The sequence below is a fragment of the Allobosea sp. ASV33 genome, assembly GCF_016428755.1.
Taxonomy (GTDB): domain Bacteria; phylum Pseudomonadota; class Alphaproteobacteria; order Rhizobiales; family Beijerinckiaceae; genus Allobosea.
This window is the reverse complement of the sequence record NZ_JAELTI010000015.1, coordinates 1-19,021: the sequence shown is the minus strand read 5'-3', so window position 1 is coordinate 19,021 and position 19,021 is coordinate 1. Positions and strand designations below refer to the sequence as shown.

General features: G+C 67.5%; 22 protein-coding genes and 1 pseudogene. 12 read left to right on the top strand and 11 right to left on the bottom strand.

Annotated elements, in window-relative coordinates:
* Positions 1-259: 259 nt before the first annotated feature.
* Positions 260-1,444: a lytic murein transglycosylase gene (locus JHD80_RS07015; RefSeq protein WP_199085659.1), complete on the bottom strand. Its 1,185-nt coding sequence runs from the start codon at positions 1,442-1,444 to the stop codon at positions 260-262.
* A 136-nt stretch (positions 1,445-1,580) separates the two neighbouring features.
* Between JHD80_RS07015 and JHD80_RS07010 the strand changes: the two genes are divergently transcribed.
* Both JHD80_RS07010 and JHD80_RS07005 read left to right on the top strand, forming a co-directional pair.
* The gene (locus JHD80_RS07010; protein WP_199085658.1) at positions 1,581-1,841 is read left to right on the top strand and encodes a SemiSWEET family sugar transporter; all 261 of its coding nucleotides are present in this window, start codon (positions 1,581-1,583) and stop codon (positions 1,839-1,841) included.
* A gap of 160 nt (positions 1,842-2,001) precedes the next feature.
* Positions 2,002-2,304, top strand: coding sequence for a hypothetical protein (locus JHD80_RS07005; protein ID WP_199085657.1), 303 nt, complete (start codon positions 2,002-2,004; stop codon positions 2,302-2,304).
* Positions 2,305-2,311: 7 nt separating this feature from the next.
* Here JHD80_RS07005 and JHD80_RS07000 read toward each other — a convergent pair whose 3' ends face one another.
* Positions 2,312-3,445 (bottom strand): PQQ-dependent sugar dehydrogenase, encoded by a 1,134-nt coding sequence (locus JHD80_RS07000; protein WP_199085656.1) that lies wholly within the window; start codon positions 3,443-3,445, stop codon positions 2,312-2,314.
* 250 nt (positions 3,446-3,695) lie between these two features.
* Entirely contained in the window at positions 3,696-4,670 is a 975-nt protein-coding gene (locus JHD80_RS06995) for a Bug family tripartite tricarboxylate transporter substrate binding protein (RefSeq protein WP_199085655.1), read from the bottom strand.
* A gap of 140 nt (positions 4,671-4,810) precedes the next feature.
* Here JHD80_RS06995 and JHD80_RS06990 point away from each other — a divergent pair, with 140 nt between their 5' ends.
* On the top strand, positions 4,811-5,623 hold the full coding sequence (locus JHD80_RS06990; RefSeq protein ID WP_199085654.1) for a crotonase/enoyl-CoA hydratase family protein: 813 nt from the start codon (positions 4,811-4,813) through the stop codon (positions 5,621-5,623).
* A 4-nt stretch (positions 5,624-5,627) separates the two neighbouring features.
* Here the strand turns inward: JHD80_RS06990 and JHD80_RS06985 are convergent, their stop codons facing one another.
* Positions 5,628-6,107 carry a YaiI/YqxD family protein gene (locus JHD80_RS06985; protein ID WP_199085653.1) on the bottom strand — a complete coding sequence of 160 codons (480 nt, stop codon included), beginning with the start codon at positions 6,105-6,107 and terminating at the stop codon, positions 5,628-5,630.
* A gap of 165 nt (positions 6,108-6,272) precedes the next feature.
* On the opposite strand from JHD80_RS06985, the gene JHD80_RS06980 reads away from it, so the two are divergent.
* Both JHD80_RS06980 and JHD80_RS06975 read left to right on the top strand, forming a co-directional pair.
* Positions 6,273-7,475, top strand: coding sequence for a pyridoxal phosphate-dependent aminotransferase (locus JHD80_RS06980; RefSeq protein WP_199085652.1), 1,203 nt, complete (start codon positions 6,273-6,275; stop codon positions 7,473-7,475).
* Between the two features lie 53 nt (positions 7,476-7,528).
* Positions 7,529-7,903 carry a rhodanese-like domain-containing protein gene (locus JHD80_RS06975; protein ID WP_199085651.1) on the top strand — a complete coding sequence of 125 codons (375 nt, stop codon included), beginning with the start codon at positions 7,529-7,531 and terminating at the stop codon, positions 7,901-7,903.
* A gap of 114 nt (positions 7,904-8,017) precedes the next feature.
* On the opposite strand, the gene trmD is transcribed toward JHD80_RS06975, so the two are convergent.
* The 6 genes from trmD to ffh form a co-directional block, all read right to left on the bottom strand.
* Positions 8,018-8,713, bottom strand: coding sequence for a tRNA (guanosine(37)-N1)-methyltransferase TrmD (gene trmD / locus JHD80_RS06970; protein ID WP_199085650.1), 696 nt, complete (start codon positions 8,711-8,713; stop codon positions 8,018-8,020).
* A gap of 161 nt (positions 8,714-8,874) precedes the next feature.
* Positions 8,875-9,546 carry an HAD family hydrolase gene (locus JHD80_RS06965; protein ID WP_199085649.1) on the bottom strand — a complete coding sequence of 224 codons (672 nt, stop codon included), beginning with the start codon at positions 9,544-9,546 and terminating at the stop codon, positions 8,875-8,877.
* Complete coding sequence (rimM, locus tag JHD80_RS06960) at positions 9,533-10,054, bottom strand: ribosome maturation factor RimM (RefSeq protein WP_199085648.1); 522 nt, start codon at positions 10,052-10,054, stop codon at positions 9,533-9,535. Before rimM ends, JHD80_RS06965 begins: the two co-directional genes overlap by 14 nt.
* A 178-nt stretch (positions 10,055-10,232) precedes the next feature.
* A complete protein-coding gene (rpsP, locus tag JHD80_RS06955; RefSeq protein WP_199085647.1) occupies positions 10,233-10,601 on the bottom strand; it encodes a 30S ribosomal protein S16 in 369 nt (122 codons plus the stop codon).
* 30 nt (positions 10,602-10,631) lie between these two features.
* The gene (locus tag JHD80_RS06950) at positions 10,632-11,114 is read right to left on the bottom strand and encodes a GNAT family N-acetyltransferase (protein WP_199085646.1); all 483 of its coding nucleotides are present in this window, start codon (positions 11,112-11,114) and stop codon (positions 10,632-10,634) included.
* A gap of 29 nt (positions 11,115-11,143) precedes the next feature.
* The gene (gene ffh, locus JHD80_RS06945) at positions 11,144-12,718 is read right to left on the bottom strand and encodes a signal recognition particle protein (RefSeq protein WP_199085645.1); all 1,575 of its coding nucleotides are present in this window, start codon (positions 12,716-12,718) and stop codon (positions 11,144-11,146) included.
* A gap of 470 nt (positions 12,719-13,188) precedes the next feature.
* On the opposite strand from ffh, the gene JHD80_RS06940 reads away from it, so the two are divergent.
* The 5 genes from JHD80_RS06940 (at position 13,189) to JHD80_RS06920 (ending at position 16,623) form a co-directional block, all read left to right on the top strand.
* The gene (locus tag JHD80_RS06940; protein ID WP_199085644.1) at positions 13,189-13,743 is read left to right on the top strand and encodes a CAP domain-containing protein; all 555 of its coding nucleotides are present in this window, start codon (positions 13,189-13,191) and stop codon (positions 13,741-13,743) included.
* A gap of 34 nt (positions 13,744-13,777) precedes the next feature.
* Positions 13,778-14,203, top strand: a complete 426-nt coding sequence (locus JHD80_RS06935) for a hypothetical protein (RefSeq protein ID WP_199085643.1) — start codon at positions 13,778-13,780, stop codon at positions 14,201-14,203.
* Between the two features lie 84 nt (positions 14,204-14,287).
* Positions 14,288-14,914, top strand: a complete 627-nt coding sequence (locus JHD80_RS06930) for a LysE family translocator (protein ID WP_199085642.1) — start codon at positions 14,288-14,290, stop codon at positions 14,912-14,914.
* 8 nt (positions 14,915-14,922) lie between these two features.
* Positions 14,923-15,531, top strand: a complete 609-nt coding sequence (locus JHD80_RS06925; protein WP_199085641.1) for a class I SAM-dependent methyltransferase — start codon at positions 14,923-14,925, stop codon at positions 15,529-15,531.
* A 33-nt stretch (positions 15,532-15,564) separates the two neighbouring features.
* Positions 15,565-16,623, top strand: a complete 1,059-nt coding sequence (locus JHD80_RS06920; protein ID WP_199085640.1) for an MBL fold metallo-hydrolase — start codon at positions 15,565-15,567, stop codon at positions 16,621-16,623.
* Positions 16,624-16,746: 123 nt separating this feature from the next.
* Here the strand turns inward: JHD80_RS06920 and JHD80_RS06915 are convergent, their stop codons facing one another.
* A complete protein-coding gene (locus tag JHD80_RS06915; protein WP_199085639.1) occupies positions 16,747-17,640 on the bottom strand; it encodes a GyrI-like domain-containing protein in 894 nt (297 codons plus the stop codon).
* Between the two features lie 142 nt (positions 17,641-17,782).
* On the opposite strand from JHD80_RS06915, the gene dapF reads away from it, so the two are divergent.
* Both dapF and JHD80_RS06905 read left to right on the top strand, forming a co-directional pair.
* Positions 17,783-18,667 (top strand): diaminopimelate epimerase, encoded by an 885-nt coding sequence (gene dapF, locus JHD80_RS06910; protein WP_199085638.1) that lies wholly within the window; start codon positions 17,783-17,785, stop codon positions 18,665-18,667.
* A 12-nt stretch (positions 18,668-18,679) separates the two neighbouring features.
* Positions 18,680-19,021 (top strand): annotated as a pseudogene (locus tag JHD80_RS06905) (tRNA (N(6)-L-threonylcarbamoyladenosine(37)-C(2))-methylthiotransferase MtaB); the annotation flags it as partial.

The window sequence follows — 19,021 nt, the reverse complement described above, 5'->3', positions numbered from 1 at the left end:
CGGCTTGTCCGGGATGACCGAGCCTTTCATACGACAAGGTGGCGCGAGGCCACCCGTTTTCTGCGAGGCGATGCGCTTTGTCATTCTGGGGCAGGCAGCAGGCCTGAACCCGGAATCCACGACCGGGCGAGACCGCTCGGCCGTCGTCTCGAAGGAACAGTTCCAAGTGCCGCGCCCTGTCGTGGATTCCGGGTTCTTCGCTTTGCGAAGCCCCGGAATGACAAGAGGGAGGCGCCTTGCTGCAGAATCGATCGCTCGCCTAGACCCGCCCGCCCTTTAGCGCGCGCAGGACCTTCTCGCCCGGCCGGCCGGTCTGCTGCATGCCCAGCTTACCCTCGATCTCCTTGATCGCGGCGCGCGTCAGCGAACCGACGGCGCCGTCGGGCTCGCCTACATTGTAGCCGCGCGCGATCAGCAGGCGCTGAAGTTCGCGGCGCTGCTCGCGCGAGAGCGGCAAATCGTCGGTAGGCCAATCGCCCTGCACACCCGGCTTGCCGCGCAAGCGATCAGAGAGAAGCGAGATCGCGAGCGCATAGGAATCCGCGCCGTTATAGCTGTAGGCGGCGTCGTAGTTCTTGAAGACGAGGAAGGCCGGGCCGTTGCGCCCCGCCGGCATCAGCAGCCCCGCATTGCCAGAGCCGGTCAGCGCCGAGCCATCGAACTTGACGATACCCCGCGAAGCCCAGCTCGAAACCGGCTGCTTGGGATTGCGACCGGTCGGGCCGGAATAGCCGCCGGGAACGCGCACCTCGTAGCCCCAGGTCGCGCCGGTAACCCAGCCGGCCTTGGCCATGAAATTCGCGGTCGAATGCAGCGCGTCGGGGATCGAATCGACGAGGTCGCGCCGCCCGTCGCCGTCGCCGTCGACCGCGAGGCGCAGATAGGTCGAGGGGATGAACTGGGTGTGGCCGAAGGCGCCGGCCCAGGAGCCGAACAGCCGCTCGGGCCGGACATCGCCGCGCTGGATGATCTGCAGCGTCGCGATCAATTCGCCCTTGAAGAAGGCGTTGCGGCGCGGCGCCAGGCATGCCCCGGTCGAGAGCGCCTGGACCAGCGGCATCTTGCCCCGCGCCTTGCCGAAATCGCTCTCGACGCCCCAGACAGCGGCGATGGTGTGGCGGTCGACGCCGAAGCGCTGCTCGGCCGCGGCGAAGACGGAGGCGTATTGGCGCAGCATCGAGCGCCCCTCCGCCACCTTCTCCTCGTCGACCAGCGTGCCGAGATAGTCCCAGATCGGCGTCTTGAACTCCGGCTGGTTGTTCATAGCCTCGATGACCTTCATGTCCGGCTCGACGCCGGCCATGGCCCGGTCGAAGGTCGCCCCCGAGACGCCCTTGGCAGCAGCCTCCGACCGCAAGCCTGCAACGCAGGACTGGAAGCTGCCCTGCGCCGAAGCGGCGGAAGCGAGAAGGACGAGTGGCAAGGCCAGGTGAATAGCGCGCATGGTCTCCACCGATTCGGGACAGATTCCCCGACAAGCTAGGTCGCTGTGGTTAACGGAGGTTAACCGTCCAGAATGGCGGCACGAAGAAGCGAATTCCGCTATGGGGGAGCCAGCATCCCTCCCGCGATTCGCCCCCATGTCGCCAGCCGCCATCGAGCTCCTCGGCTTCGCCGCAGCCACCCTGACCAGCCTGTGCTGGCTGCCCCAGGCCTGGCGGACGATCCGCACCCGCGACACGCGCGCGATCTCCTTGTGGACGCAGGGGCTTTTCGCCGCGGGCACGGCGCTCTGGCTGAGTTACGGCGTCCAGATCGTCTCCTGGCCGGTCATCGCCGCCAATGCGCTGACGCTGGTGCTCGTCCTCGTGATCCTCGCCATGAAGCTGCGCTTCGGCTGACGGCCGCAACTGCCATGCGAAAGGCCCGTCATCTGCCGCCGCCGAACAGGTCGGCGCGAAAAAAGCTCCCGGCAGCCGGCGCTTTCTCCACGCCAAGATCTGTTCCACGCCAAGACCTGGGCGCAGCGCTTCACCTTCCTTCTCGATAGGACCTACTGACTTGCAAAAGACGGCACTGATTCTCTGCGGCCTCGTGCTCGCTCCCGCCGCGGCCCTGGCCGGCCCGACCTGCAGCCCGAGCAACGACACCGTTCGCATCCTCTCCGCGGCCTCGCCGAGCGCCGTCCATCGCAACTGGCAGGGCGGCAAGCAGGTCGGCTATGGCTGGTCGCTCCAGGTCGAGCGCAGCGCCCATGACGCCGCCGGCACCGAATATTATGTCGGCGATCTCTACGACCCCAATGGCAGCCTCGCCACCCGCAAGGTCTTCGTCATCGAGCGCGAATGGGATTGCGGGCCCTGATCGGCGTCTAGCGGGCGGGCTTCACCCGCAGAATCTTCCCATCGGCATCGTCGCTGAGCAGGTAGAGGAAGCCATCCGGCCCCTGGACGACATCGCGGATGCGCGCGCCGATATCGGTCAGCAGGCGCTCCTCGCCCGTCACCTTCTCGCCTTCGGTCGAGAGCCGGACCAGCATCTGTCCGGCGAGCGCGCCGACGAAGAACGAGTTTTTCCAGGCCGGCCAGACCGGCCCGGTATAGAAGGCGGCGCCGGACGGTGCGATCGACGGGTCCCAGTAGAACAGCGGCTGCTCCATCCCGGCCTTCGCCGTGCCCTCGCCGATCTTCGCGCCGGAATAATCGACGCCATAGGTGATGACCGGCCAGCCGTAATTCAGCCCGGCCTTGGGCGTGTTGACCTCGTCGCCGCCGCGCGCGCCGTGCTCCGCGGTCCAGAGCTGTCCGGTATCGGGATGCAGCGCGGCACCTTGGACATTCCGATGCCCGATCGACCAGATCTCCGGCGCCCAGCCGTCCTTCTTAGGATTGTCGGGAGGCGTGCCGCCATCCGGCCGGATGCGGATGATCTTGCCGAGATGATTGGCGGGATTCTGCGCCTGGTCACGCTGGGTGAAACGCTCGCCCACCGTGACGAAGAGCGCGCCCGTCCGGTCGAAGACGAGGCGCGAGCCGAAATGCAGGTTGGAATTGATCGCCGGCATCTGCCGGAAGATCACCTGGACAGCCGTCAGGGCCGTGTCCTGCTCATTGAGGCGCCCGCGCGCGACGCTGGTGCCGTTGCCGCCGCCGCGCGGCTCGGAAAAGGAGAGATAGACCAGGCGATTCTGCGCGAAACCGGGATCGAGCGCGATGCCGAGCAAACCGCCCTGCCCCCGCGCAGCCACGCTCGGCACCCCGCCGATCGGCCGTGAAAGCTTGCCGTCCGTCTCGACCAGCCGCAGCCGGCCGGGGCGTTCGGTGACCAGCATGCGCCCGTCCGGCAGGAAGGCGAGGCCCCACGGATTTTCCAACCCGCCGGCGACGGTCTCGACCGTCAGATCACCGGCGCTCGACGGGAAGCGCTTCTGGGCCGATGCCGGCAGCGCCGGGCCCGCAAGCGCCAGCACTGTTCCGAGAATTCCAACCCATCCCCACCGCAGCATGACGCTCTCCTCATTCCATCCGGCCCGGCCGGAGATTGAGGGGAACGCCGCCGATCGCCAAGCCATTGCGGCAAGCTCACGACGAAGTGAGACGAGTTGCCTCCTCAGCCCTCATCCTGAGGAGCGGCCGAAGACCGCGTCTCGAAGGATGGGCCAGCAGGCTCCCTCACTCCATGCAGCATCCTTCGAGACGCCGCATCGCGGCGCCTCAGGATCATCGCTATGAGGGAATTTGCGAGGCTTCCGAGCCTTACTCCGGCTTCACGCCGGCATCCGCGATGATCTGCTTCCAGGTCGCGATTTCCTGGGCGTGGTATGGCTTGAACGCCGCGGGATCGCGCACCTTGAGCGTAAAGCCGAGCTTCAGGATCGCCTCGCGCGTCTCGGGCTTGTTGAGCGAGGCGATGACCGCCTTGGAGAGCGTATCGAGCACGGCGTCCGGTGTCTTGACCGGGGCGAAGAAGGCGGCCCAGGAATCGGCGTCGGCATTGCTCACGCCCTGTTCGCGCAGCGTCGGGATATCCTTGGCGCGCGGATTGCGCTCGGGGCTGGCTAGAGCGAGCGCGCGCAGCGTGCCGGCATTGATCTGCTCCAGCACGCTCGGCAGCGTCGAGTTGGCGATATCGATGCGGCCGGCGATGATCTCCTGAACCAGAGGCGCGGCGCCGCGGAACGGCACATGCGTCATCTTGATGCCGGTGCGCTGCATGAACAGCTCCATGGCCAGATGCGAGCCGGAGCCGACGCCGGTCGAGCCGTAGTTCAGCTTGCCCGGATCGGCCTTGGCGAGCGCGATCAGCTCCTGGATGTTCTTGGCCGGCAGGTCCTTGCGGACCACGAAGGCGTGCTCGAAGGCGCCGACGCCGGCGAGCGGCGCGAAATCCTTGACCGCGTCGTAGCCCGGCTCCTTCAGCAGGAACATGTTGTTGCCATGCGTCTGGTTGTTGCCGAAGACGATGGTGTAGCCGTCCGGCGCCGCATGGGCGACGGCGCGGGTGCCGACGGCGCCGGAGGCGCCGGCCCGGTTGTCGACGACGACGTTCTGGCCGAAGGCGGCCGACATGTCCTGCGCGACGAAGCGCGCGATGGCATCGGTCGGGCCGCCCGCCGGATAGGGCACGACCAGCGTGACGACCTTGGTGGGGAAGCTCTGCGCCCGAACGATCGACGGCGCGAAGACGGCGCCGGCCATCAGGCCGAGCGTGGAACGGCGGGTCAACGACATGGACTTCCTCCCGGACGCCCGCCTGAATGGCAGGCCTGCTTTGCGGCGAGATTTACGGGCAAAGGCGCCATGCGTCCAGCGCCAGACATCCGCGTGGAAACAGTGCGTAATCTGCATGGGAAACAGAGGGAGGACAGACGATGGCGGTACGGATCGAGAGGCAGGGCAAGGTCGCGACGGTCGTTCACAGCCGGCCGGAAGCGCGCAATGCAATGGACCCCGACAGCGCCGATGCGCTGACCCGCGCGTTCCGCGAGCTCGACCGCGACGAAGACACGGCCGCGATCGTGTTCTGGGGCGAAGGAGGCGCCTTCTGCGCCGGCTGGGACCTGAAATACGCCCAGGCCTTCACCGATGCCGAGCGTTTCAAGAGCGAGATCGTCGACGGGCTCGCTTTTCCAGCGGCGGATGGCGCAACGCCCCGCGGGCCGATGGGTCCCTCGCGCCTCGCGATGAGCAAGCCTCTGATCGCCGCGATCGAAGGCCCGGCCGTCGCGGGCGGCATGGAACTCGCCCTCTGGTGCGATATCCGCGTGATGGCGGAGGATGCCTATTTCGGCGTCTATTGCCGGCGCTGGGGCATCCCGCTGATCGATGGCGGCACGGTGCGCCTGCCGCGCCTCGTCGGACAGGGCCGTGCGCTGGAGATCATCATGACCGGCCGCAAGGTCCCGGCCGACGAAGCGTTGCGCATCGGCCTCTGCGAAACGATCGCGCCCAAAGGCCAGGCTCGCGCTGCGGCCGAAGCGATGGCGCAGGAGATCGCGCGCTTCCCGCAGGGCGCCGTCCGGGCCGATCGCGCCAGCGCCATCGCCGGCCACGGGCTCAGCGTGGCCGAGGCTCTCAGGCAGGAATGGCAGCGCGGCGCCCATACCATCGCGACGGAAGGCGCGGCCGGCGCGGGCCGCTTCGCCGCGGGCAAGGGGCGTGGCGGCGACTTCTCGGAAATCTGAGCGTTCAGGGGCCGAAGCCCGCCCGCTTCAGGCGCTGGACCGCAACGTCGAGCGCCTGCAGGAAGGCCGAGCGGTCCTTCTGCGAGAACGGTTTCGGCCCGCCGCTGGCCGCGCCCATCGCGCGCAGGTCCTCCATCATGTCGCGCGTCGCCAGCGCCATGCCGATCGAGGCTTCGGTAAATGGCTTTCCGGTCGGCCCGATCACGTCGGCACCGGCCTTGATGCAGCGGTCGGCCAGGGGGATGTCGGCCGTGATCACGATTGCGCCACGCGAGACCCGCTCCGCGATCCAGTCGTCGGCCGCGTCGAAATTGCCGGGCACCGTCACGCGCTCGATCCAGGGCTCGCGCGGCACGTTAAGGAAGCTGTTGGCGACGACGAAGACATGCAGGCGGTGCCGGCCGGCGACGCGGTAGACCTCGTCTTTCACCGGGCAGGCGTCGGCGTCGACATAGACAGCGATGGGGCCAGCAGCATTCGTCATCGGGTCGGCTTCGCATGCTCCGGCCGCAAGGGCAAACCGCTCGCAATTCATGACGTTTCTGCCAGACATCAATCAGTTGCGCTTGCGATCATGGCCCGCGAGTCATAAACCTCGCCCGCGCCTTTTTTCGGCGCCCACCCTTCCGCCTCCCCGGAGATCAGTCCCATGGCCTTTCTTGCCGATGCCCTGAAGCGCGTGAAGCCGTCCGCGACCATCACGATCACGCAGAAGGCCCGCGACCTGAAAGCCCAGGGCAAGGACGTGATCTCGCTCTCCGTCGGCGAGCCCGATTTCGACACGCCGGACAATATCAAGGAAGCGGCGATCGCCGCGATCAAGCGCGGCGAGACCAAGTACACCCCGGTTTCCGGCATCCCGCAGCTGCGCGAGGCCGTCGCCCGCAAGTTCAAGCGCGAGAACGGCCTCGACTACAAGGCGAGCCAGACCATCGTCTCGACCGGCGGCAAGCACGTCATCTACAACGCCTTGCTCGCCACGCTGAACCCCGGCGACGAGGTCATCTGCGTCTCGCCCTACTGGGTTTCCTATCCCGAGATGGTCGCGCTTTGCGGGGGCACGCCGACCTTCGCCGAGACCTATCTCAGGAACGACTTCAAGCTGCAGCCCGAGGATCTCGAGAAGGCCATCACCCCCAAGACCAAGTGGGTGATCCTGAACTCGCCGTCGAACCCGTCGGGCGCCGCCTACAGCCATGCCGAGATGAAGAAGCTCACGGATGTGCTGATGCGCCATCCGCATGTCTGGATCCTGACCGACGACATGTACGAGCACCTCGTCTATGGCGACTTCCAGTTTGTCACCCCGGCGCAGGTCGAGCCCGCCCTCTATGAGCGCACGCTGACCATGAACGGCGTCTCGAAGTCCTATGCCATGACCGGCTGGCGCATCGGCTACGCCGCCGGTCCGCAGCAGCTGATCAACGCCATGGACCTCGTCCAGGGCCAGCAGACCTCGGGCACCTCGGCGATCTCGCAATGGGCCGCGGTCGAGGCGCTCGACGGCACGCAGGAGCATATCCCGGTCTTCAAGAAGGCGTTCGAGCGTCGCCGCGACCTCGTCGTCTCCATGCTGAACCAGACCCGCGGCCTGAAGTGCCCGGTGCCGGAAGGCGCGTTCTACGTCTATCCCGACTGCTCGGCCCTGATCGGCAAGACCCTGCCGAACGGCAAGACGATCGAGACCGACGAAGACCTCGTCATGGGCCTGCTGGAGATGGAAGCCGTCGCGGCCGTGCACGGCTCGTCCTTCGGCCTCGGCCCGAACTTCCGCATCTCCTACGCCACCTCGGACGAGAAGCTGGAAGAAGCCTGCCGCCGCATCCAGCGCTTCTGCGCCGAGCTGCGCTGAGCACGATGACCATGGGCGCCGCAACGCGCCGGATCGTTCTGGCCGGGGGCTTCATGCTCCCGGCCTCTTTCGTTTTCGGGCAAGCGGCGACAACGCTCTCGCCCCGCGAAGCCTATGAAGCCGCGCAAGCCAAGCGCATCCTGCTGATCGATATCCGCGGGGCGCAGGAATGGGCCGATACCGGCCTGCCGCAGGGCGCTCTCGGACTGGATGCCGACGCACCGGCCTTCGAGGTCAGGATCGCCGGGCTTCGCCTCGACAATCCCGGCAAGCGCATCGTCCTGATCGACCGGACCGGTGCGCAGGCGGTCGCCGTCGTACAGAAGCTCGCCGGACGTGGCTGGCGCGATCTCGCGGGCGTGCGGGGCGGTGTGCTCGGGCCCGGCGGCTGGCTGGCCGAGAAGCTGCCGGTGACGGCCTATCCGTAACCACCACCGTCATGCTCGGGCTTGACCCGAGCATCTCCTGCAGAAAGAGGCGCCTCCTCCTGCGAAGAGATTCTCGGGTCTGCGCTGCGCTCCGCCCGAGAATGACGGTCAGGCTCAGCCCTCGCCGCGCTCCTTCAACAAATCCGGCCTTCTCTCCCGCGTGATCCGCTCCGCCTCCGCCCGCCGCCATTTCGCGATGCGGGCATGGTCGCCTGAGAGCAGCGCCTCCGGCAGGCCCCTGCCCTCCCACTCGCGCGGGCGGGTATAATGCGGATATTCGAGCAAGCCGTTCTCGAAGCTCTCGTCCTCGCCGGACGCGACCTTGCCCATCACGCCGGGGATCAATCGCACGCAGGCATCGAGCAGCGTCAGCGCCGCCATCTCGCCGCCGGAGAGGATGTAGTCGCCGATCGAGACCTCGATCAGGTTGCGCCCTTCGATCACGCGCTCGTCGACACCCTCGAAGCGCCCGCAGACGATGACGAGGCCGGGCCCCTCAGCCCAGTCGCGCACCTGCTCCTGCTTGAGCGGCCGCCCGCGCGGCGACATCAGCAGGCGCGGTCTCGCATCATCCGCCGGCACGGCCGCATCGATCGCCGCCGCCAGCACGTCGCAGCGCAGCACCATCCCGGCGCCGCCGCCGGCCGGGTTGTCGTCGACATTGCGGTGGCGGCCGATGCCGTGCTCGCGGATCTGATGGGTATCGAGCGACCACAATCCCTTGCGCAGCCCCTCGCCCGCCAGCGAGATGCCGAGCGGCCCGGGAAACATCTCCGGATAGAGCGTCAGGATCGAGGCGCGGAAGGACATGGACAACCTTGGTGTCAGGCAATTGCTCCCGGTCTGTCATCCCGGGCGGAGCGAAGCGCAGACCCGGGATCCATGCCGGAACGGTTCAGGCATGGATCCCGGATCGGCGCCGCTAACGCGGCTTGTCCGGGATGACCCGCGGGTCGAAAAAGGCGAACTAACTAACTGAAGCGCAGCGCAGGCAGCCCGTCCAGCGCCGTGAAATCGCGAGCCGAGGCGATCAGGTTGTCATAGCCCGCGAAACCCTCGGGGCCGAGCATGGTGAGCAGTGCCACCGCCCGCATGCCGGCGCGGCGCGCCGCCTCGACGCCGAGCGGCGCATCCTCGAAGACGATGCAATCGGCGGGATCGACCTTCATCCGCTCGGCCGCGGCCAGGAACATGTCAGGATGCGGCTTGCCGCGAAAGCCCTGGCTCGGCGAGACGATCGTCGCGAAGCGCTGGCGCAGGCCGAGCGTGTCGAGCACCACCTCGATATTGGCCGGCGGCGCCGCCGTCCCGACGGCCATCGGCACGCCTGCCGCCTCGGCCCGCGCGATCAGGTCCAGGAAACCGGGCGTCGCAGTCACATGCGGCAGATAGGCCTCACGGTAGAGCGCTTCCTTGGCGTCGCTCATCGCGTCGAGCTCGGCCACGGCGGCTTCCGGGAAATAGGAGGAGATGATCTCGTTGCCGGCCATGCCGGCCGTGCGCGCCGCGAAGGTGCTGCGGTCGAAGGGCAGCTTGTTGCTGACGTGCCAGCTCTCCCAGGCATCGTCATGGAAGCGCATATTGTCGACGATGGTGCCGTCCATGTCGAAGATCAGCGCGCGGGCCGGCTTATGGCTTGTCATCGTCGGGCTCGAACAATCCCAAGGGCGGCTCGGCCTCGATCCGGCGCGCGGCGATGTCGATCCGCGGCGCGAAGGCCTTGGTGAAGGGCATCAGGACGTAGCGCCCGTCCGGCGTCTTGATATCGAGCAGATCGCCGGCGCCGTAATTCTCGACCATGGTGACGGTGCCGAGCACCGCGCCATCAGGCCCGACCACGCTGCAACCGATCAGATCGGCATGCAGGAACTCGTCCTCGTCCGCATCAGCCGAGAGCTTGTCGCGGGCGACGAACAGTTCCGTCCCGTTCAGCGCCTCGGCCTGCTCGCGCGTCGTCACGTCCTTGAGGCGGGCGACGACGACCTCCTTGGCCGGGCGGATATCGGTGATCTCGAAGCTGCGGCCCTTGCCATCGGTCAGCGGGCCGTAATCGGCGATCCCGAGGGGATCGCCGGTAAAGGTCTTGATCCTGACCTCGCCGCGCACGCCATGCGGCGCGCCGACGACACCGAGCAGGATGAGGTCGCTCATGTCCCCACTCCCGTCATTCCGGGACTTCGCGCCAGCGAAGAGCCCGGAATCCAGAACCGATGCCGAATCTCGGATGAACGCGACAGCCGCTCAGGTTTCCCTGCAACGACCTCCGGTTCTGGATTCCGGGCCCGCGGCTGCGCCGCGCCCCGGAATGACGGTGTGAGGATCAAACGGCTCACGCCTCGGCGGCTTCTTCGGCAGCCGGAGCAGCGGCCTTCTCGGCCTTCTTCTCAGCGCGCTCCTTGGCCTTCTCGCCGGGAACGGCCTTGTTCGGGTTGTTGCGGGCAGCGCGCTTGACGAGGCCGGCAGCGTCGAGGAAGCGCAGGACGCGATCGGTCGGCTGGGCGCCCTTGGCGAGCCAGGCCTGGACCTTCTCGGTGTCGAGCACGACGCGGTCGGCGGCGTCCTTGGCCTTCATCGGATCATAGGAGCCGATCTTCTCGATGAAGCGGCCATCGCGCGGCGAGCGCGAGTCGGCGACGACGATGCGATAGTACGGGCGCTTCTTGGCGCCGCCGCGGGTCAGGCGAATCTTGAGGGACATGGGTCTTCTCCGGTCAGGTTTGGTTTTGGTTCAGTGTTTCGCAGGCGTGGCGGCCGGGTGCCGGTAGATGCCGACCTCGGTGCCACGGATCACGAAGGGTTTCTCGAAGCGCGCGCCGAGACGCTCGGCGACGCGGATCGAGGGTCGGTTGTCGGGATGGACCAGGCTCATCAGCGTGGTCCATCCCAAGTCACGATAGGCATAGTCACGGGCGCGCAGCGCCGCCTCGGTCGCATAGCCGCGGCCATGCTCGCCTGCGAATAGGCTCCAGCCGATCTCCGGCTCGGGCCAGCCTTCCGGCGAGAGCAGGCCGCACCAGCCGACGAGGCGGCTGTCATCTTTCGCTTCCACCGCCCAGAGACCGTGGCCGCGCAGGGACCAATGACCGGCCATGCTGGACAGACGGCGCCAAGAATCTTCGCGGTTGCTGGCGCCGCCGACATAGCGCGTGAGCTCCTCGTTGCCGAAGAACTGCGCGAGCACGTCGAAATCGGCGACAGTCCAGCCGCGCAACCGCAACCGCTCTGTTTCCAGAACGGGAATCACTTCTTCTTGCCCCCGAACGGATTGCCCAGGCCGGGCAAGCCACCGCCGCCGAGGCCCGGCAGCTTCGGCATCATCCCGGCCGGCGGGGTGACGCCCTTCGGCAGGCCGGGGAAGCCGCCCGGCGGCATCGAGGGCAGGCCGCCGCCCGCGCCGAGCTGCTTCTGCAGTTCCGCAAGCTGGCCTGCGTCCATCTTCGAGGGATCGGGCATGCCGGCCGGCAGACCGCCGCCCATCCCGAACATCGAACCGAGCTTGCCGAGCATGCCGCCCTTTTGCTTGCTCATCATCTTCATGGCGTCGGCCATGCCGCGATGCATCTTGAGCAGCTTGTTGATCTGCTCGGCCGTGGTGCCGGAGCCGGCCGCGATGCGCTTCTTGCGGCTGTTCTTGAGCAGATCGGGGTTCTTGCGCTCGGCCGGCGTCATCGAGTCGATCGCGGCGATCATGCTCTTGAACATCTTGTCGCCGACGCCGGCATTGGCGAGCTGGGACTGCGCCTGCTTCATGCCGGGCAGCATGCCCATCACGCCGCCGATGCCGCCCATCTTCTCCATCTGCTGGAGCTGCGCGCGCATGTCGGAGAGGTCGAACTGGCCCTTGGCCATGCGCTGCGCGGTGGCCTGAGCCTGCGCGGCGTCGATCGTCTGCGCCGCCTTCTCGACGAGCGAGACGATGTCGCCCATGCCGAGGATGCGGTTGGCGACGCGCGAGGGATGGAATTCGTCGAGCTCGTCGACCTTTTCGCCGATACCGACCAGCTTGATCGGCTTGCCGGTGACCGCGCGCATCGAGAGCGCCGCGCCACCGCGCGAGTCGCCGTCCATGCGGGTCAGCACGATGCCGGTGAGGCCGACGCGGGCATCGAAGGCGCGCGCCGTGTTGACCGCGTCCTGGCCGGTCAGCGCGTCGGCGACGAGCAGCACTTCATGCGGGTTGGTCGCGGCCTTCACCTCGGCCACCTCGGCCATCAGCGTGTCGTCGAGCGTCACGCGGCCGGCGGTGTCGAGCATCACGACGTCGTAGCCGCCGAGACGGGCGGCCTCGACCGCTCGCTTGGCGATCTGCACGGCCGACTGGCCGGCGACGATCGGCAGCGTCTGCACGCCGACCTGGGTGCCGAGGATGGCGAGCTGTTCCATGGCGGCCGGGCGTCGCGTATCGAGCGACGCCATCAGCACCTTCTTCTTGTGGCGCTCGGTCAGGCGCTTGGCGATCTTCGCGGTCGAGGTGGTCTTACCCGAACCCTGCAGACCCACCATCAGGACCGGCACCGGCGGCACGGCATCGAAATTGATGCCCTCGCCCTCGCCGCCCAGCGTCTCGATCAGAACGTCGTTGACGATCTTGATGACCTGCTGGCCGGGCGTGACCGATTTCAGCACCTCGGCGCCGACGGCGCGCTCGCGCACCTTGTCGGTGAAGGACCGGACGACCTCGAGCGCGACGTCCGCCTCGAGCAGCGCGCGGCGAACCTCGCGGAGAGCCGCGTTGACGTCCTCCTCGGTCAGCGAACCCCTGCGGGTCAGCCCCGAGAGGATGCCGGAGAGCCTGTCGCTCAGCGTGCCGAACATGCGGACCTGCCTGCTTGCCTCAGAAGCCTTCAGCGCCAGAGCCTCATCGCCAAGCGGTTTCGCGCCCGAGGGCGCAATCGCGCTGTCGGGCGTTGACCTCCGGGCTCATGAAAGCGGCTTGCGCGGCCCGGTCGGCGGATGTGGTTTCGGCGATGTCGGCGAAACGGATGGGCGTCTTAAAGCGGAAGACTGTGGCGAAAGTCAAGTTTGACGGCGATTTGCGAGCCGGCAGAGCCTCTTGGCCGTCATGCTCGGGCCTGACCCGAGCATCTCCGGCCGAAAGAGGCTCCCATGCCTGACCGTTCAGAGTTTCTCGGGTCAAGCCCGAGAATGACGCCCTGTCTCGTTCCGGAGCGGCGTCCTTCCACTGCATGCGATTCAACCTCTACACGAAATTGTGAGTCTTGGCCGCAGAACGGCCCTGATCTGGCGGCATCGCTGCGCGCCCGATTCGCGAGACATGCCGGCCCATGAAACTGACAACCGCCTCGATCCTGCTGGCCCTCTCCGTCCTGCTGGCCGCCTGCGCCGGCGATCCAAGGCGCGAAGGCCCGCTCGATCCGCGCATGGTCGAGAAGGTCGCGGCTGTCACGCTCGATCCCGCCCAGGCCGGGCGCATCCTCAACGCCTATCGCGCCAGCCAGGGCCTCGGCCCCGTCCGGCCGGACCCGCGTTTGATGGCGATGGCACAGCGCCAGGCCGACGCGATGGTCAAGGCCAATGCGCTCTCGCATGACGCTGGAGGCAGCTTCGGCAGCCGCATCCACGCCGCCGGCATCGACAGCGCCCGGGCCGCGGAAAATCTCGGCGGCGGCTATTTCTCGGTCGAGGAAGCCTTCGACGGCTGGCGCAAGTCGCCGGGCCACGACACCAATCTGCGCATGAAGGAAGCGACCCGCTACGGCATCGCGCTCTCCAAGGATCCGCGCACCACATATCGCGTCTGGTGGGCGTTGGTGGTCGCCGCCGATCCCGAGCCGCGCGTGACCATGGGTTACGGTGACAGCCCGCCGCAGCCTCGTTAACCAGCGATATCCGTCACTCCTAGCGAGCGTTCAGATGTCCATTCGTTCTTTTATTCCCTTCGTCATTGCCGCCACCGCCTCTTTCGCCGCCATCGGCGCAGCTCAGGCCCAGCCCTGCGCCACCAATTTCACCTCATCGGGCGTACCGATGGTCTCGCAGATCACCTACCGGACCTGGGATCTCTCGAAGAAGGCTCCGGCCGCCGTCCTGCCCGCCATCGTCCGCGCGATCGAGGCCGACGGCGATTTCGGCGACATCCGGACGGACAAGGCGAGCGGCACGATCACCGCCATGCAGGAAGTCACCGGCTCCGGCCGCCCGCAGATCCTGAAAGTGACGGCACGCAAGCAGCCGACCGGCACGCGCATCGATATCGCCTTCACCGTCCAGCCCGGCCAGATCGCGCCTGAAGACGCCGTTCGGAAGGGTCTCTGCGACTTCCTCAAGGGCACGCGCTGAGCCGGCTGAGCCGACCTCGATTCGGCTCTTTACAAACACCGGCTTCTGGTGATGGCTCTCGTCTTTAACGGAGCCATCACCACCATGACGTTCGAAGCCTGGATCGCCTTCACCGCCGCCACCGCCGTCCTCCTGGTCATTCCCGGGCCGACGATCCTCCTCGTCATCTCCTATGCGCTCGGCCAGGGCTGGCGCACGGCGTTCCCGATCGCGGTCGGCGTCGCGCTCGGCGATTTCACCGCGATGACGCTCTCCATGCTCGGCGTTGGCGCCCTGCTCGCCACCTCCGCCCTGGTCTTCACCGCGCTGAAATGGATCGGCGCGGCCTATCTGGTCTGGCTCGGCATCAAACTCTTCAGGGCCGGCGGCACGCTCGACGCCAAGCCGCGCGAGGACGCCGCCCCCGGCTGGAAGATGCTCGGCCATGCCTGGCTGGTGACCGCGCTGAACCCGAAGAGCATCACCTTCTTCGTCGCCTTCCTGCCCCAGTTCCTCGACACCAAGGGCGATTTCTGGACGCAGATGCTGATCTTCGAGGCGACCTTCATCACGCTCGCCTTCGCCAATGCCATGGGCTACGCGCTGATCGCTTCGCGAGCCCGCGCGGTGGTCGGCAATCCCCGTGCGATCGGGCTGTTCAACAAGGCCGGCGGCACGCTGCTGATCGGCGCCGGCGTCGCGACCGTCGCCATCCGCTCCGGCAGCAACTGACGCCCGTCATGTCGAGCAAGGACGACCGGACGCTCGGCTTCTATGCCGAGGAAGCCAGCGCCTATGCCGGCCGCGACCGGCTGGCAGAGCACAGCCGCATCGATCCCTTCGTGGCCGGGCTCAAGCCGGGCGCGCGGATTCTCGAACTCGGCTGCGGCGGCGGGCAGGACAGCGAGGAGATGCTGCGGCGCGGCTTCGACGTCGTGCCGACGGACGGCTCCCCGGAGCTGGCCCAACAGGCCGAGCTGCGGCTCGGCCGCCCGGTCGGCGTCCTGCTCTTCGAAGACCTGGAAGAGGTCGCTGCCTATGACGGCGTCTGGGCGCACGCTTGTCTCCTGCATGCACCCCGCCCCGCCTTGCCCGGCATCATCGACCGAATCCATCAGGCATTAAGGCCGGGCGGCATCTTCTATGCCAGCTTCAAAGCCGGCGGGGCGGAGGGACGCGACGGCCTCGGCCGCTATTTCAACTATCTCTCGGCCGGCGAATTGCGCACCGCCTTTGGCGACAGCGCTCGCTGGCAGCCCCTGACAATAGATGAGGACACCGGCTCCGGCTATGACCGCCAGCCGACACGCTGGCTTCACGCCCTGGCGATCAGATCGCCGAAGCCTTGACCAAACGCCGCGGCGGCCTACCTGTTCTGGACCATGACCCGCCGCAAGCTTCTCTCATTCGTCGGCCTCGGTGCCCTGCTGGCTTCGACCGGCGCCGCCTGGGCCGCGATCACCCGCTCGCGCAATCCCTATTACCAGGGACCCGTCAGCGACCATTTCAACGGGCTCGTCTTCAGCGACGGCCGCCCGGTGACCAAGGGACTCGCCGACGTGCTGCGCTGGCAGACCGGCAAGCGCGAGCGCGAGGCCTTCCCAGTCGCCTACCCCGCGCCGCCGCAGGACAAGCCCCCCGCCCGCGTCGAGGGCGCCCGGATCGTCCATCTCGGCCACGCCTCCTTCCTCTATCAGGTCGCCGGCCTCAATCTTCTGATCGACCCGGTCTATTCCGAGCGCGCCAGCCCCTTTTCCTTCATCGGCCCCAGGCGCGTGAACGCGCCGGGCGTCGCCTTCGCCGATCTGCCGAAGATCGACGCGGTGTTGGTCACGCATAACCACTACGACCATCTCGACATCGAGACGCTGGCGCTGCTGCATGCCAGAGACCAGCCGCGCATGATCATGCCGCTCGGCAATGACGCGATCGTCCGCGCCCGCATCCCCGATGCCCGCGCCGAGGCGCATGACTGGAACGACCGGCTCACGCTCTCGGACAAGGTCGGGGTGACGCTGGTGCCGAGCTATCACTGGTCGGCGCGCGGCGCCTTCGACCGGCGCATGGCGCTGTGGTGCTCCTACATCCTGGAAACGCCGGCCGCGAAGATCTTCCATATCGGCGATACCGGCTACCATGACGGCTCGCTCTATGCCGAGCTCGGCAGCAGGCATGGGCCCTTCGATCTCGCCGTGCTGCCGATCGGCGCCTACGAGCCGCGCTGGTTCATGTCGGACAACCACATGAACCCGGACGAGGCCGTGAAGGTCATGCTGGCGCTGCGCGCGCAGCAGGCGATCGGCCATCACTGGGGCACATTCCAGCTCACCGACGAGGGCGTCGAGCGCCCGCCCGAAGCGCTGAAGGTGGCGCTCGCCGAAGTCGGCCTGCCGGAAGAGCGCTTCAGGCCGATGCGGCCGGGCTTGAGCTGGAGCGTGTGAGCGAAATCCGCAACCGTCATTCTCGGGCGAAGCTAAGCGCAGACCCGAGAATCTCTTGAAAGCGAGGCGCAGGGAGCCTCGATCGTCATGAGATGCTCGGGTCAGGCCCGAGCATGACGCTCGCTACTTCGGCTGAACGTAGACGTTGATCTCGAGGTTCGGATCGCCGGGGTCCCGGAGGTCGCTGACGTATTCCTCGAGGAAGGCGTCCTTCACGGCGATGCTCTTGGCTTCGAGATAGGCCGTGATCGTCTCGTAAGTGGAATCGATATCATCGTAGGGCGCGACATGCAGGAAACGCAGCGCCCGCCCCGCCGGTGAGGCGCCAAGCCGGATGCCCGGACCGAAGGCAGGAACCTGCCCCCCGGCCGATGGCGCAACCGGCAACATGGCTTCGAAGCGGAAACCGTCATCCGTCGTCTCGACGAAGAGCGACAGGGGCCGGCCCGCGACCGGCAGGCCCGCCTTCTGCGCTTCCGCGCGCAGGATGTTGAAGCTTTCCGAGAGCTTCTGGAAACCCTGGTCCCAGGTCGCCTGCCCCGACAGCGCGAGAACGGGCTTGGCGACCAGCGCAACCTCGTCGATATCGCTGGAATCCCCGCGCTTGCCGGCGAGCGTCGCATTGGGATCGGGCACGCCGGTCTGCTGCTGGGCGGGTGGCGCGGGCAAGGGCTGTCCGGGAGGCGGCAGGGTCGGCGGCGGCTGCACCGGCTGCGGCTCGGCCGGTCCCGGCAAGGTCGGCGCGGGTTGCACAGGCTGCGGCACCACCGGATTCGGCGGTGGCGGCGCCGGCTGAACCGGCTGCGGCCCCGGCTGGGAATCCGGCACGGGCACGGGCGGCGTCTGCGCCGGTGCCGAGGGCATCTGTGCGGGACTGGCGCCGGGCGGCGGTGCAAGAGGTGCGGATTCGACCGTGGGCGGAGGCGCCACGCGCGTCTGAGCGAAGGCCATTCCGTTCGGCAGGCTCGCGAGGAGCGCCAGAACATAGCTCAGGGAATACTGCCGAGAATCACGCATCGTCACGGCCTTCGAGTTTCACGCGATTCGCGCCCTTGCGGCGCAACATAGAATGTCCACCTTCTCCTAGGGAACGGGGACGAGGGTGGCTTTTTCACGTCGCCTCCGCCATAGACCCCTTATTCATGGGACGTGTGACCAAATGAACGCTCTGGCCAATCGCCGGTTCCTGAAGATGAACGGGCTCGGCAACCAGATCACGGTGCTCGATCTGCGCGGCAGCAAGCATGTCGTCAGCGAAAACGAGGCTCGCGCCATCGCATCCGAGCCGCGCGCCCGCTTCGACCAGCTCATGGTCCTTCACGATGCGGCGACGCCCGGCACCGACGCCTTCGTGCGCATCTACAACACCGACGGCTCGGAAGCCGGCGCCTGCGGCAACGGCACGCGCTGCGTCGCCTGGGCGATGATCGCCGATCCGCAGATGGGCGATGCAGCCAAGACCCGGCTGGCGCTCCAGACCAAGGCCGGTCTGCTGCCGGCGGTGCGCGAGGGCGAAACGCTCTTCACCGTCGACATGGGTGCGCCGCGTCTCGCCTGGGACCAGATTCCCCTGGCCGAGCCCTTCGAGGACACCAGCCGCTTCGAGCTCCAGATCGGGCCGATCGACAACCCGATCTTGCACACGCCCTGCGCCGTCAACATGGGCAATCCGCACGCGGTCTTCTTCGTCACCGACCCCTATGCCTACAATCTCGAGCAGATCGGCCCGCTGCTCGAGAACCATCCGATCTTCCCCGATCGCGCCAATATCGAGCTCGCCGCGGTGAGGGCGCCCGATCATATCGTGCTGCGCGTCTGGGAGCGCGGTGCCGGCATCACCCAGGCCTGCGGCTCCGGCGCCTGCGCGGCGCTCGTCGCGGGGGTGCGCCGCGAGCTCACTGCCCGCAAGGCCACCGTCAGCCTGCCCGGCGGCGATCTCGCCATCGAATGGCGCGAGCGCGACGGCCGTGTCCTGATGACAGGCCCAGTCGAATTCGAATGGGAAGGCACGCTCGACCCGGCGTTGTTTTCGAGCGCGGCCTGAGGGCCGGACATCATGACGCTGGAAGTCGTCACCTTCGGCTGCCGCCTCAACATCGTCGAGAGCGAGGCGCTGAGGCTCAAGGCGGAAGCGGCCGGGCTGAAACACGCCGCGATCGTCAATTCCTGTGCGGTCACGGCCGAGGCGACCCGGCAGGCGCGGCAGGCCCTGCGCCGCCTCAAGCGCGAACAGCCGGACAGGCCCGTCATCGTCACCGGTTGCGCCGCGCAGATCGAGCCCGCCCGTTTCGCCGAGATGCCCGAGGTCGACCGCGTCCTCGGCAATGACGAGAAGCTGCGGCCTGAGAACTGGGCTGCGCTCGCACGCTCCAACAGCCTCGGCCATCCCGACACGACG